The organism is Streptomyces violaceus, assembly GCF_036014075.1.
Taxonomy (GTDB): domain Bacteria; phylum Actinomycetota; class Actinomycetes; order Streptomycetales; family Streptomycetaceae; genus Streptomyces; species Streptomyces violaceus.
Genome location: NZ_CP107911.1, coordinates 3,306,255 through 3,319,702 on the forward strand (window position 1 = coordinate 3,306,255; position 13,448 = coordinate 3,319,702).

Consider the following 13,448-nt stretch of genomic DNA (forward strand, 5'->3'; position numbering starts at 1 on the left):
TTTCGCGGGTCGAGCGAGCCTCGCATCACGCTCCGTGTGGGCAAGCTCACCACTGGGGACGGGTCGAAGTGCCGTGTCGGCAGTCCCTAAACTCGGCTTGTTTCAAGGAGGGAGCCTCATCGTGCGCAAGGTGCTCATCGCCAACCGTGGCGAAATCGCTGTCCGCGTGGCCCGGGCCTGCCGGGATGCCGGCATCGCGAGCGTGGCCGTCTACGCCGACCCGGATCGGGACGCTCTGCATGTCCGCGCCGCGGATGAGGCGTTCGCCCTGGGCGGTGACACCCCGGGCACCAGCTATCTCGACATCGAGAAGGTGCTGAAGGCCGCTCGGGAGTCGGGCGCGGACGCCATCCATCCCGGCTACGGCTTTCTCTCCGAGAACGCGGACTTCGCCCAGGCGGTCCTGGACGCGGACCTGATCTGGATCGGCCCGCCCCCGCAGGCCATCCGCGACCTCGGCGACAAGGTCGCCGCCCGGCACATCGCGCAGCGCGCGGGCGCTCCGCTGGTCGCGGGCACGCCCGACCCGGTCTCCGGTGCCGACGAGGTCGTCGCCTTCGCCGAGCAGCACGGTCTGCCGATCGCCATCAAGGCGGCCTTCGGCGGCGGCGGTCGCGGCCTGAAGGTCGCGCGCACGCTCGAAGAGGTGCCCGAGCTGTACGACTCGGCGGTGCGCGAGGCGGTCGCCGCCTTCGGGCGTGGCGAGTGCTTCGTCGAGCGCTACCTGGACAAGCCGCGGCACGTGGAGACCCAGTGCCTGGCCGACCAGCACGGCAACGTCGTCGTGGTCTCCACCCGTGACTGCTCCCTCCAGCGCCGGCACCAGAAGCTGGTCGAGGAGGCCCCCGCCCCCTTCCTGTCCGACGCGCAGGTGGAGGAGCTGTACTCGGCCTCCAAGGCGATCCTGAAGGAGGCCGGCTACGTCGGCGCGGGCACGGTCGAGTTCCTCGTCGGCCTCGACGGCACGATCTCCTTCCTCGAGGTCAACACCCGCCTCCAGGTGGAGCACCCGGTCACCGAGGAGGTCGCCGGCATCGACCTCGTGCGCGAGATGTTCCGCATCGCCGACGGCGAGGAGCTCGGCTACGACGACCCGGCGCTGCGCGGCCACTCCTTCGAGTTCCGCATCAACGGCGAGGACCCGGGCCGCAACTTCCTCCCGGCCCCCGGCACGGTCACGACGTTCGCCCCGCCGTCCGGCCCGGGTGTCCGCCTGGACGCGGGCGTGGAGTCCGGCTCGGTCATCGGCCCGGCGTGGGACTCCCTGCTGGCGAAGCTGATCGTCACCGGCCGCACCCGCGCGGAGGCTCTGCAGCGGGCCGCCCGCGCGCTGGAGGAGTTCCAGGTCGAGGGCATGGCGACGGCGATCCCGTTCCACCGTGCGGTGGTGAAGGACCCGGCGTTCGCCCCCGAGCTCACCGGCTCGTCCGACCCGTTCACGGTCCACACCCGCTGGATCGAGACGGAGTTCGTCAACGAGATCAAGCCCTTCGCCGCGCCGGCCGACGCCACGGAGGCGGAGGAGGAGCTGGACCGCGAGACGGTCGTCGTCGAGGTCGGCGGCAAGCGCCTGGAGGTCTCCCTCCCGGCCTCGCTGGGCATGTCCCTGGCCCGTACGGGCCTGGCGGCGGGCGCCAAGCCCAAGCGCCGCGCGGCGAAGAAGTCGGGCCCCGTCGCCTCCGGCGACACCCTCGCCTCCCCCATGCAGGGCACCATCGTCAAGGTGGCCGTCGAGGAGGGCCAGGAGGTCAAGGAGGGCGACCTGGTCGTCGTCCTCGAGGCGATGAAGATGGAGCAGCCCCTGAACGCCCACAGGTCGGGCACGATCAAGGGCCTGAGCGCGGAAATCGGCGCGTCGGTCACGTCCGGCGCGGCCATCTGCGAAATCAAGGACTGAGGCAACACACCCGAGCGGGTGGGCGCGCGTAGCGCCTACCCGCCGGGTGGTGGGTCGGGGCCGCGCCGGGGGGTGTCCGTCCTCGGAACGGCGCGATGGGGTCGGACACCGACTAACAGTCCGTTGACGCGCCAACCGCTGCGGGCGGACACCCCCGACACGGCCCCTTCTCGCCGTACGCGGGTGCGGGCGCGTCCCGGCTGCCGCCGCTGCGGGCATGCGTGCCGCTAGGGGCGGCACGGGTGGGCGGTGGGGGTCCCCCCGCTCGAGCGAAGCCGAGAGTGGGGGAGGCACCCCGCAACGCCGGGCTGCGCACCCACCCCGCCCCAGCCCTCACCCCGGTGCCTGACACCCCACAGCTACTGGACCGACCCACCCGGCAGCCACTACCGCCGCCGCAGATCCGCCACCCGAGCCCGCTCCGCCCCAGCCCCCTGCTCCCCCAGCATCGCGGCGGACCGCAACCCACCCCCCGCGCCAGGAACCTGACGCCGAGGCCCGGGCAACGGCACGTCCCGACGCTGCTGGCGTGCCGGGACGGGTTCACCCCCCGGCCCGGCCGCCCCCGCCGAACCCCCTTGCCCCCCGGCCACGGCGATCTGCACGCCCTGGTCGGCAAGCGCCTGAAGCTCGGTGGCCGCACGGTCGTCATGGGCGGGCGGCTCGTCCGTCACGAGGCGAGTGATGAGATCCGTCGGCACGGTCTGGAACATCGTGTCGGTGCCGAGCTTGGTGTGGTCGGCGAGGACCACGACCTCCGCGGCCGCTTGCACCAGCGCCCGGTCGACGGACGCCGACAGCATGTTGGACGTGGACAGCCCCCGCTCGGCGGTCAGGCCGCTCCCGGACAGGAAGGCCCGCGACACCCGCAGCCCGTGCAGGGACTGCTCGGCACCACTGCCGACCAGGGCGTAGTTCGAACCGCGGAGCGTACCGCCAGTCATCACGACCTCGACCCGGTTGGCGTGGGCCAACGCCTGCGCCACCAGCAGTGAGTTGGTGACGACGGTCAGTCCGGGCACCCGGGCGAGTCGGCGCGCCAGCTCCTGGGTCGTCGTACCCGCCCCGACCACGATCGCCTCGCCCTCCTCCACGAGGTTCGCGGCGAGGTCGGCGATGGCGGTCTTCTCGGCGGTCGCGAGATGGGATTTCTGCGGAAAGCCGGACTCCCGCGTGAAACCGCCCGGCAGTACCGCACCGCCGTGCCGGCGGTCGAGGAGTCCTTCTGCCTCCAGCGCGCGCACGTCCCGCCGTACGGTCACTTCGGAGGTCTGGACGACGCGGGCGAGCTCACGGAGCGACACGGCCCCGTTCGCTCGCACCATTTCGAGGATCAATTGGCGACGTTCTGCAGCGAACACGAAACTGACAGTAACGCCAGCGACCGTCTGCTTTCAGCAGTTTGCGCTGAATAGCAGAAGATGTTCGTACGGAGCAGCGGGAAGTGGTATAGGGCCTAGTCCCGCCGCCTATGCCACACACATGGTCGAATACTCCCCGTGAACAGCGAGGAGCCGGTTTCGGACTCAGCCCTCGCCGGTCTCCTTGCGCGTGTGCAACTGCCGTGCCACCTCGGCGATCGAGCCCGACAGCGAGGGGTAGACGGTGAAGGCGTTCGCGATCTGCTCGACGGTCAGATTGTTGTCGACCGCGAGCGAGATCGGGTGGATCAGTTCCGAGGCCCGCGGCGCCACGACGACGCCACCGACCACGATCCCGGTGCCCGGACGGCAGAAGATCTTGACGAAGCCGTCGCGGATGCCCTGCATCTTGGCGCGCGGGTTGCGCAGCAGCGGCAGCTTCACGACCCGGGCGTCGATCTTCCCGCCGTCGACGTCGGCCTGGGTGTAGCCGACGGTGGCGATCTCCGGGTCGGTGAAGACGTTCGACGACACGGTCTTCAGGTTCAGCGGGGCCACGGCGTCGCCGAGGAAGTGATACATCGCGATCCGCCCCTGCATGGCGGCCACGGAGGCGAGGGCGAACACACCCGTCACGTCACCGGCCGCGTACACGCCCGGAGCGGTCGTACGCGACACCTTGTCGGTCCAGATGTGACCGGACTCGCGCAGCCTGACCCCGGCGTCCTCCAGCCCCATGCCCGCGCTGTTGGGCACGGCACCGACGGCCATGAGGCAGTGCGACCCGGTGATGACCCGCCCGTCGGAGAGGGTCACCTCGACCCGGTCCCCGACCCGCTTGGCGGACTGCGCCCGGGTGCGCCCCATGACGTTCATGCCGCGCCGCCGGAAGACGTCCTCCAGCACGGCGGCCGCGTCCGGGTCCTCGCCGGGCAGCACGCGGTCCCGCGACGACACGAGCGTCACCCTCGACCCCAGCGCCTGGTAGGCGCCGGCGAACTCGGCGCCGGTCACACCCGACCCGACCACGATCAGCTCCTCGGGGAGCTCGTCGAGGTCGTACACCTGGGTCCAGTTCAGGATCCGCTCACCGTCCGGCAGAGCGTCGGGCAGCTCACGCGGATGCCCACCGGTGGCGATGAGCACGGCATCCGCCGTCAGGGTCTCCTCGCTCCCGTCAGCGGCGCGCACCACGACCTTGCGCGACCCGTCGAGCGCCTGCATGCCCTCCAGCCGCCCGCGCCCGCGCATGACACGCGCCCCGGCACGCGTCACGGAGGCGGCGATGTCGTGCGACTGGGCGAGCGCGAGCCGCTTCACACGCCGGTTGACCTTCCCCAGGTCGACCCCCACGACCCGCGCCGACTGCTCCATGGGCGGGGTGTCGTCGGCGACGATGATCCCCAGCTCCTCGTACGACGAGTCGAAGGTGGTCATCACCTCGGCCGTCGCGATCAGAGTCTTCGACGGTACGCAGTCGGTGAGCACCGACGCCCCGCCCAGACCGTCGCAATCGACGACGGTCACCTCCGCGCCGAGTTGAGCGGCCACCAGCGCCGCTTCGTATCCGCCGGGTCCGCCACCGATGATCACGATCCGAGTCACGTACTCCATTGTCCCGCACCCATCAACGTGACACCGCCCCGGGGCCCGCGCCCGATGCGGCTCCGTTACGCGAGTGACGCGAGTCCGCCTGCCGTACCCTTCCCCCATGTCGCTCTACGCCGCGTACGCCGGCAACCTCGACGCGCGGCTGATGTCCCGCCGCGCCCCGCACTCGCCGCTGCGCGCCACCGGCTGGCTGAACGGGTGGCGGCTGACCTTCGGCGGCGAGCACATGGGGTGGGAGGGCGCCCTGCCGACGATCGTCGAGGACCCCACCTCCCAGGTCTTCGTCTCCCTGTACGACATCGCCCCCATGGACGAGGACTCGATGGACCGCTGGGAGGGCGTGGGCCTCGAGATCTACCGGCGCACACGCGTACGGGTGCACACCCTGGAGGGCGACGAGCCGGCCTGGTCCTACGCCCTCAACGCCTACGAGGGCGGCCTCCCCTCCGCCCGCTACCTGGGCGAGATCGCCGACGCGGCAGAATCGGCGGGCGCTCCGCACGACTACGTGATGGAACTCCGCAAGCGCCCCTGCTGAGCCGTTTTTCGTTGGAAACGACAAGACAACGATCGTCACCCCGTGAGCTCCGCCATCTACGCGCGTAGGCAATCACCGGCTACCCTCGTCGGCGTGAACGCATCTCTTCTTCCGGACGACATCCAGGGCGCCGCCCCGATCGACCCAAGGGCCTCCGCCGACGCCGCCGCGGCCCGCCTGCGCGAACTCACCGGCGCCGAGACCCACGACGTCGCCCTCGTGATGGGCTCCGGCTGGGCCCCGGCCGTGGACGCCCTGGGCGTCCCCGCCGCCGAGTTCCAGGTCACCGAGCTGCCCGGCTTCCCGCCCCCGGCGGTCGAGGGCCACGGAGGCAAGATCCGCTCGTACAAGATCGGCGACAAGCGCGCCCTGGTCTTCCTCGGCCGCACGCACTACTACGAGGGCCGCGGCGTGGCCGCCGTCTCCCACGGCGTGCGCACCGCCGTCTCGGCCGGCTGCAAGACGATCGTCCTCACCAACGGTTGCGGCGGCCTGCGCGAGGGCATGCGCCCCGGCCAGCCGGTCCTGATCAGCGACCACATCAACCTCACGGCCACCTCCCCCATCATCGGCGCCAACTTCGTCGACCTCACCGACCTCTACTCCCCGCGCCTGCGCGCCCTGTGCAAGGAGGTCGACCCCACCCTGGAGGAGGGCGTCTACGCCCAGTTCCCCGGCCCGCACTACGAGACCCCGGCCGAGATCCGCATGGCCCGTGTCATCGGCGCGGACCTGGTGGGCATGTCGACGGTCCTCGAGGCGATCGCCGCGCGCGAAGCGGGTGCGGAAATTCTCGGTATCTCCCTGGTGACCAACCTCGCGGCGGGTATGACCGGAGAGCCGCTGAACCACGAAGAAGTACTGCAGGCGGGCCGGGACTCGGCGACGAGGATGGGTTCCCTGCTGGCTCAGGTACTGGGTCGGCTCTAAGCCCCACGTTCGCGAGGCACCCGGCGTTGGTGCTGGGGCCGGGGTGGGTCCGCAGCCCGGCGGAGCGGGGTGCCTCCCCCACTCTCGGCTGCGCTCGAGCGGGGGGACCCCCACCGCCCACCCGTGCCGCCCCTAGCGGCACGCATGCCCGCAGCTGGGGCGGAACGCACCCGCACCCGCGTACGGCGAGAAGGGGACGTGTCGGGGGGTGTCCGCCCGCAGCGGTTGGCGCGTCAACGGACAGCGAGTCGGTACGCAACCCCATCGCGCCGTTCCGAGGACGGACACCCCCCCGACGCGGCCCCGACCCACCCCCACCGCGCAGGCGCTACACGCACCCCCGACAACCGAGAGGCTGATCCCGACCGTGCACGACGAACTCATCGCACAGGCCCAGGCGTGGCTCACCGAGGACCCCGACCCGGACACCCGCACCGAGCTCGCCCGCCTCATCGACGCCCAGGACCACACCGAACTCGCCGCCCGCTTCACCGGCACCCTCCAGTTCGGCACCGCCGGCCTCCGAGGCGAACTCGGCGCCGGCCCCATGCGCATGAACCGCTCGGTCGTCATCCGCGCCGCCGCGGGCCTCGCCGCGTACCTCAGGAAGCAGGGCCACGACGACGGCCTCGTCGTCGTCGGCTACGACGCCCGCCACAAGTCGCACGACTTCGCCCTGGACACCGCCGCCGTCATGACCGGCGCCGGCCTCCGCGCCGCCGTCCTCCCCCGCCCCCTCCCCACCCCCGTCCTCGCCTTCGCCATACGGCACCTCGGCGCGGTCGCCGGCCTAGAGGTCACCGCCAGCCACAACCCACCCCGCGACAACGGCTACAAGGTCTACCTCGGCGACGGCTCCCAGATCGTCCCGCCCGCAGACGCCGACATCGCCGCGGAGATCGCCGCCGTCCCGTCCCTCACCACCGTCCCCCGCCCCACCCACGGCTGGGACACCCTCGACGACAGCGTCCTCGACGCCTACCTCACCCGCACCGACGCCGTACTGGCCAAGGATTCCCCCCGCACGGCCCGAACGGTGTACACGGCCATGCACGGCGTAGGCAAGGACGTCCTCCTGGCGGCCTTCGCCCGCGCAGGCTTCCCGGCCCCGGCCCTCGTCACGGAACAGGCCGACCCCCACCCGGACTTCCCGACCGTCGCGTTCCCCAACCCGGAGGAACCCGGCGCGATGGACCTGGCGTTCGCCACCGCCCGCGAAACCGCCCCCGACCTGATCATCGCCAACGACCCGGACGCGGACCGCTGCGCCGTCGCGGTACAGGACGACAACAGCGACAGCGACTGGCGCATGCTCCGAGGCGACGAGGTCGGCGCTCTCCTCGCCGCCCACCTGGTCCACCGCGGAGCGACCGGCACGTTCGCGGAGTCGATCGTCTCGTCCTCCCTCCTCGGCCGCATCGCCGAGAAGGCGGGCCTCCCCCACGTCGAGACCCTCACCGGCTTCAAGTGGATCGCCCGCGCCGAGGGCCTGCGCTACGGCTACGAGGAGGCCCTCGGCTACTGCGTGGACCCCGACGGCGTACGCGACAAGGACGGCATCACGGCCGCCCTCCTGATCACGGAACTGGCGTCGCGGCTCAAGTCGGAAGGCCGCACTCTCCTCGACCTCCTCGACGACCTGGCCGTGGAACACGGCCTGCACGCCACGGATCAGCTGTCGGTCCGCGTCGAGGACCTCTCCCTCATCGCCGCCGCGATGCACCGCCTGCGCGAACAGCCCCCGACCCAACTCGCCGGCCTGCCCATCACCCGCACCGACGATCTCACCCAGGGCACGGAAGGCCTCCCGCCCACCGACGGCCTGCGCTACACGCTCGACGGCGCCCGGGTGATCGTCCGCCCGAGCGGCACGGAGCCGAAGCTGAAGTGCTACCTGGAGGTCGTGATCCCGGTCGCGTCACACACCGACCTCCCCACGGCCCGCGCGAAGGCGACGGCACTACTGGAGTCGATCAAGCGCGACCTGTCGACGGCGGCAGGCATCTGAGAACACAACAAGGGGTGCCCCGCCCAGGGCACCCCAGCGCCCTACACCGCCCCACAGCCGTCAGCCAGCGCGCTACCCCACAGCCAGCAGAATCGCGACGAGCACCACCCCGGCAACCGCCGGCCCCACCACCTCGTAGGCCCACCGCACGGTCACCTCACCCTGCGCCGTCTCCACCTGGTGCCGCGCCTCGTGCAGCCCCCGCAGCTCGTCCATGATCCGGTCGGTCTCCGCACGCGCGGGCCCCTCCGGCTCCGGACCGCCGCCACCGAGGCCGTGCCCCAGCCCCGCACGCATCCCGAGAGCGCTGCCACGCCCCTCGTCCCGCCCCATGGACCGCCGTACCTGCGCGGTCGCCCGCATCTCACGCCGCGCGGCCTTCTTGCGGGCGCGCAGCGACACGGGGACGGCCCACAGCTGGTACTTGGCGCCGGACTCGGTGAGGACCTCGTTCGAGTAGGCGGACTTCAGCGAGGCGACCTGCCCCCAGGGCAGCACGATGACGCGGAAGGGGTTGCGGATCCGCAGCCGGTCGTCGCCCGCGTACACGGCAGGCCGCAGGGTGAAGGCCACGACGAGCGGCACGATGAGCAGCATCAGCGCGAGCGCCAGCCACTGCGTGCGCCCCTCCCCCGAGACGAGCGCGTCGATGCCGAGCCACCCGGCGATGGCGAGCAGCAGCACACCACCGGCGATGGCCGGGACCGACCGGTAGACCCGGTCCTTGGACTCGGGCTCCGGCTGCGGCGCGGGTGACTGGGACTCGGGGCTCGTCATGTCTCGATTCTGCCGGACGCCGACGCCCCCGCCCCCGGCACCCCACCCCCGGGGCCGTTCCACCCCACCCGAGAGAACCCGGGGGCTGTACAGCCGCTACGCGCGTAGATATGCTCGTCTGGTGACCATGCCCAGTTCTGCACTCACCGCAGCTCACCCCCTCAAGGACGTCACCGCGTCCGACAGCGCGCTGCGCCGCTTCCTCCACGGGCTTCCCGGCGTCGACGCGGTCGGACTCGAGGGACGTGCGGCCTCTCTCGGTACGCGTTCGATCAAGACGACAGCGAAGGCGTACGCCATCGACCTCGCCATCTCGATGGTCGACCTGACGACGCTGGAAGGCGCGGACACCCCGGGCAAGGTCCGGGCGCTCGGCGCCAAGGCGGTCAGGCCCGACCCGACGGACCGTACGGCGCCCGCCACGGCCGCGGTCTGCGTCTATCCCGACATGGTGGCCGTGGCCAAGGAGGCCGTCGCCGGTTCCGGCGTGAAGGTCGCCTCCGTCGCCACGTCGTTCCCGGCGGGCCGCGCCCCGCTCACGGTCAAGCTGGCCGACGTCCGCGAGGCCGTCGCCGCGGGCGCCGACGAGATCGACATGGTCATCGACCGAGGGGCGTTCCTCTCGGGCCGGTACTTGAAGGTGTACGACGAGATCACCGCCGTGCGGGAGGCCTGCGGGACCTCCGCGCGCCTGAAGGTCATCTTCGAGACGGGCGAGCTGTCGACGTACGACAACATCCGCCGCGCGAGCTGGCTCGGGATGCTGGCGGGCGCTGACTTCATCAAGACCTCCACCGGAAAGGTCGCAGTGAACGCGACCCCGGCGAACACGCTGCTCATGCTGGAGGCGGTCCGTGACTTCCGTGCGCAGACCGGCATCCAGGTCGGCGTGAAGCCGGCCGGCGGCATCCGCACCTCGAAGGACGCCATCAAGTTCCTCGTCCTGGTCAACGAGACGGCGGGCCAGGACTGGCTGGACAACCACTGGTTCCGCTTCGGCGCCTCCTCGCTGCTGAACGACCTGCTGATGCAGCGCCAGAAGCTGGCCACCGGCCGCTACTCCGGCCCCGACTACGTGACGGTGGACTGAGACCCCATGAACATGGAAAACGTGTCACCCGCATTCGAATACGCCCCGGCTCCCGAGTCCCGCGCGGTCGTCGACATCGCACCCTCGTACGGCCTGTTCATCGACGGTGAGTTCACCGAGGCGGCCGACGGCAAGGTCTTCAAGACGGTCAGCCCCTCCTCCGAGGAGGTCCTCTCCGAGATCGCCCAGGCGGGCGAGGCGGACGTGGACCGCGCCGTACAGGCCGCCCGCAAGGCCTTCGAGAAGTGGTCGGCGCTCCCGGGCGCGGAGCGCGCGAAGTACCTCTTCCGCATCGCCCGCATCATCCAGGAGCGCTCCCGCGAGCTGGCCGTCCTCGAGACCCTGGACAACGGCAAGCCGATCAAGGAGACCCGCGACGCCGACCTGCCCCTGGTCGCCGCGCACTTCTTCTACTACGCGGGCTGGGCCGACAAGCTCGACCACGCCGGCTACGGAGCGAACCCGAGGCCGCTCGGGGTGGCGGGCCAGGTCATCCCCTGGAACTTCCCGCTCCTGATGCTGGCATGGAAGATCGCCCCGGCCCTGGCCACCGGCAACACGGTCGTCCTGAAGCCGGCGGAGACCACGCCCCTCTCGGCTCTGTTCTTCGCGGACATCTGCCGCCAGGCGGGCCTGCCCAAGGGCGTCGTCAACATCCTCCCCGGCTACGGCGACACGGGCGCCGCGCTGGTGGGCCACCCGGACGTGAACAAGGTCGCCTTCACCGGCTCCACGGCCGTCGGCAAGCAGATCGCGCGCACGGTCGCCGGCTCCCGCAAGAAGCTCACGCTCGAGCTGGGCGGCAAGGGCGCCAACATCGTCTTCGACGACGCCCCGATCGACCAGGCCGTCGAGGGCATCGTGAACGGCATCTTCTTCAATCAGGGCCAGGTCTGCTGCGCCGGCAGCCGTCTCCTGGTCCAGGAATCGATCCAGGACGAGCTCCTCGAATCCCTCAAGCGCCGCCTGTCGACGCTCCGCCTCGGCGATCCGCTGGACAAGAACACGGACATCGGCGCGATCAACTCCGAGGAGCAGCTCACGCGCATCACCTCCCTCGTCGAGCAGGGCGAGGCGGAGGGCGCCGAGCGCTGGTCACCGGCCTGCGAACTTCCGGAGAGCGGCTACTGGTTCGCCCCGACGCTCTTCACGAACGTCACCCAGGCGCACCGGATCGCCCGCGACGAGATCTTCGGCCCGGTGCTGTCGGTCCTGACCTTCCGCACCCCGGACGAGGCGGTCGCCAAGGCCAACAACACGCAGTACGGCCTCTCCGCCGGCATCTGGACGGAGAAGGGCTCGCGCATCCTGGCGGTCGCGAACAAGCTCCGCGCGGGTGTCGTCTGGTCCAACACGTTCAACAAGTTCGACCCGACCTCGCCGTTCGGCGGGTACAAGGAGTCGGGCTTCGGCCGCGAGGGCGGCCGCCACGGCCTGGAGGCGTACCTCGATGTCTGATCGGCTCACCGTCCTGAAGACCTACAAGCTGTACGTCGGCGGGAAGTTCCCGCGTTCCGAGAGCGGCCGGGTGTACGAGGTGACGGACTCAAAGGGCAAGTGGCTGGCGAACGCACCCCTGTCCTCCCGCAAGGACGCCCGGGACGCGGTGGTCGCGGCCCGCAAGGCGTTCGGCGCCTGGTCCGGGGCGACGGCGTACAACCGCGGCCAGGTCCTCTACCGCGTCGCCGAGATGCTGGAGGGCCGCCGCGACCAGTTCACGCGTGAGGTGGCCGACGCGGAGGGCCTGTCGAAGTCCAAGGCGGCGGCGGTCGTGGACGCGACGATCGACCGCTGGGTCTGGTACGCGGGCTGGACCGACAAGATCGCCCAGGTGGTCGGCGGCGGCAATCCGGTCGCGGGCCCGTTCTTCAACCTGTCCTCCCCCGAGCCGACCGGCGTGGTCGCGGTGCTGGCCCCGCAGGAGTCGTCCTTCCTGGGCCTGGTGTCGGTGCTCGCCCCGGTGATCGCGACCGGCAACACGGCGATCGTGGTGGCGAGCGAGAAGTCCCCGCTGCCCGCCCTGTCCCTGGCCGAGGTGCTGGCCACCTCGGACGTCCCCGGCGGCGTGGTCAACGTCCTCTCGGGACGCACGGCGGAGATCGCGACCCCGCTCGCGGCCCACCAGGACGTCAACGCGATCGACCTCACGGGCGCCGACGAGGTCCTCGCGAAGGAACTGGAGATCGCGGCGGCCGACAACCTCAAGCGCGTCCTCCGTCCACAGCCTGTGGATTACGCGGAGACGCCGGGCACCGACCGCATGACGGCGTTCCTGGAGACGAAAACGGTCTGGCACCCCACGGGGTCACTGGGCGCGTCGGGTTCCTCGTACTAGACGCACCCCCGCCACCCCCTCGATACGGAAGCCCCGGCCCTCCTCCGTCCAGGAGGGCCGGGGCTTCTCCGTGTACGGGCCCGCTCAGATCCCGAGCCGCTGCGCGATGCCGTCGAGCACGCAGTCGAGGCCGAACGCGAACTCCCAGGCCCGGTCGTCCTTGCGGGCAGCGCTGAGGGCGTACTGGTCGTAGGTGGGATAGCGGCCCGTGCTCATCAGGTAGACCATCTGCGGGGCGAGGGCCCGGCGGGTCTCGTCGCCGCTGGTCCAGCCATGGCGTTCCTGGTACTCCCGTACGGCGATCTCGGCCTGGGCCGCACCGTGGACGTAGGAGGTGATGGTCCGGAAGGCGGCCATCACCGAGTCGGCGTCCAGGCCGCAGACGGCGAGCGCGGCCAGCTGCCGCTCCGCCACGGCCATCCGCGACGGCGTCAGCATGATCACCGGCGTGGGCATGACCGCCATCCACGGGTGGGCGAGCATCAACTCCCGTGTCTGAAGGGCGTAGGAGCGCAGTACCTCCCGCCAGTCGGTCGCCCCGTCCGGCACGGTCAGCTCCCGGGACACCCGGTCGATCATGAGCGCCCAGAGGTCGTCCTTGCCGCTGACGTGCCGGTAGGCGGCCATGGGCGCGACGCCGAGTTTCGTGGCGAGGCGGCGCATGGTGACGGCCGCGCCTCCCTCCTCGTCGGCGATCTCGACCGCGGCTGCGGCGATCCGCTCCAGGGTCAGTGAGGTGCGAGGGGCCGGGGCGGGCCGCTCCATGCGCTCCCAGAGGGAGGGCGCCTCCGCCCCGTTCTCCTCGCCCTCCTTCTTCCTCGCGACCGCCATGGCCCGCTCCTCCCGGTCGAATGTCGCGTACAGCGTATCTCCAGTAGACGGCGTACACATCCCTGTGTAC

11 protein-coding genes are annotated in these 13,448 nt (G+C 71.3%); 7 read left to right on the plus strand and 4 right to left on the minus strand.

Annotation, left to right across the window (positions count from 1 at the left end; all coding sequences use genetic code 11):
• The first annotated feature begins 121 nt into the window (after positions 1–121).
• On the plus strand, positions 122–1,897 hold the full coding sequence (locus tag OG542_RS14670) for an acetyl/propionyl/methylcrotonyl-CoA carboxylase subunit alpha (protein ID WP_193481703.1): 1,776 nt from the start codon (positions 122–124) through the stop codon (positions 1,895–1,897).
• A gap of 386 nt (positions 1,898–2,283) precedes the next feature.
• Here OG542_RS14670 and OG542_RS14675 read toward each other — a convergent pair whose 3' ends face one another.
• Together OG542_RS14675 and OG542_RS14680 are read right to left on the minus strand one after the other, a co-directional pair.
• On the minus strand, positions 2,284–3,258 hold the full coding sequence (locus tag OG542_RS14675; RefSeq protein WP_328411256.1) for a DeoR/GlpR family DNA-binding transcription regulator: 975 nt from the start codon (positions 3,256–3,258) through the stop codon (positions 2,284–2,286).
• 165 nt (positions 3,259–3,423) lie between these two features.
• The gene (locus OG542_RS14680; RefSeq protein ID WP_184591102.1) at positions 3,424–4,872 is read right to left on the minus strand and encodes an NAD(P)H-quinone dehydrogenase; all 1,449 of its coding nucleotides are present in this window, start codon (positions 4,870–4,872) and stop codon (positions 3,424–3,426) included.
• Between the two features lie 97 nt (positions 4,873–4,969).
• Between OG542_RS14680 and OG542_RS14685 the strand changes: the two genes are divergently transcribed.
• The 3 genes from OG542_RS14685 to OG542_RS14695 all read left to right on the plus strand — a co-directional run bounded on the left by OG542_RS14685 (position 4,970) and on the right by OG542_RS14695 (position 8,345).
• Positions 4,970–5,407: a gamma-glutamylcyclotransferase gene (locus OG542_RS14685; RefSeq protein ID WP_189722895.1), complete on the plus strand. Its 438-nt coding sequence runs from the start codon at positions 4,970–4,972 to the stop codon at positions 5,405–5,407.
• 93 nt (positions 5,408–5,500) lie between these two features.
• Positions 5,501–6,337 carry a purine-nucleoside phosphorylase gene (locus OG542_RS14690; RefSeq protein WP_328411260.1) on the plus strand — a complete coding sequence of 279 codons (837 nt, stop codon included), beginning with the start codon at positions 5,501–5,503 and terminating at the stop codon, positions 6,335–6,337.
• 367 nt (positions 6,338–6,704) lie between these two features.
• Positions 6,705–8,345 carry a phospho-sugar mutase gene (locus OG542_RS14695; protein ID WP_328411262.1) on the plus strand — a complete coding sequence of 547 codons (1,641 nt, stop codon included), beginning with the start codon at positions 6,705–6,707 and terminating at the stop codon, positions 8,343–8,345.
• A 72-nt stretch (positions 8,346–8,417) separates the two neighbouring features.
• On the opposite strand, the gene OG542_RS14700 is transcribed toward OG542_RS14695, so the two are convergent.
• A complete protein-coding gene (locus OG542_RS14700) occupies positions 8,418–9,122 on the minus strand; it encodes a PH domain-containing protein (protein ID WP_328411264.1) in 705 nt (234 codons plus the stop codon).
• A gap of 127 nt (positions 9,123–9,249) precedes the next feature.
• On the opposite strand from OG542_RS14700, the gene deoC reads away from it, so the two are divergent.
• The 3 genes from deoC to OG542_RS14715 are packed head-to-tail and all read left to right on the plus strand — an operon-like array spanning position 9,250 to position 12,547.
• Positions 9,250–10,212 carry a deoxyribose-phosphate aldolase gene (gene deoC, locus OG542_RS14705; RefSeq protein WP_328411266.1) on the plus strand — a complete coding sequence of 321 codons (963 nt, stop codon included), beginning with the start codon at positions 9,250–9,252 and terminating at the stop codon, positions 10,210–10,212.
• Positions 10,213–10,233: 21 nt separating this feature from the next.
• Positions 10,234–11,670 (plus strand): aldehyde dehydrogenase family protein, encoded by a 1,437-nt coding sequence (locus OG542_RS14710; protein ID WP_328411268.1) that lies wholly within the window; start codon positions 10,234–10,236, stop codon positions 11,668–11,670.
• Positions 11,663–12,547, plus strand: coding sequence for an aldehyde dehydrogenase family protein (locus OG542_RS14715; RefSeq protein WP_328411270.1), 885 nt, complete (start codon positions 11,663–11,665; stop codon positions 12,545–12,547). The genes OG542_RS14710 and OG542_RS14715 overlap by 8 nt, the downstream gene beginning before the upstream one ends.
• 84 nt (positions 12,548–12,631) lie before the next feature.
• Here the strand turns inward: OG542_RS14715 and OG542_RS14720 are convergent, their stop codons facing one another.
• A complete protein-coding gene (locus OG542_RS14720; RefSeq protein WP_328411272.1) occupies positions 12,632–13,378 on the minus strand; it encodes a TetR/AcrR family transcriptional regulator in 747 nt (248 codons plus the stop codon).
• Positions 13,379–13,448 lie beyond the last annotated feature (70 nt).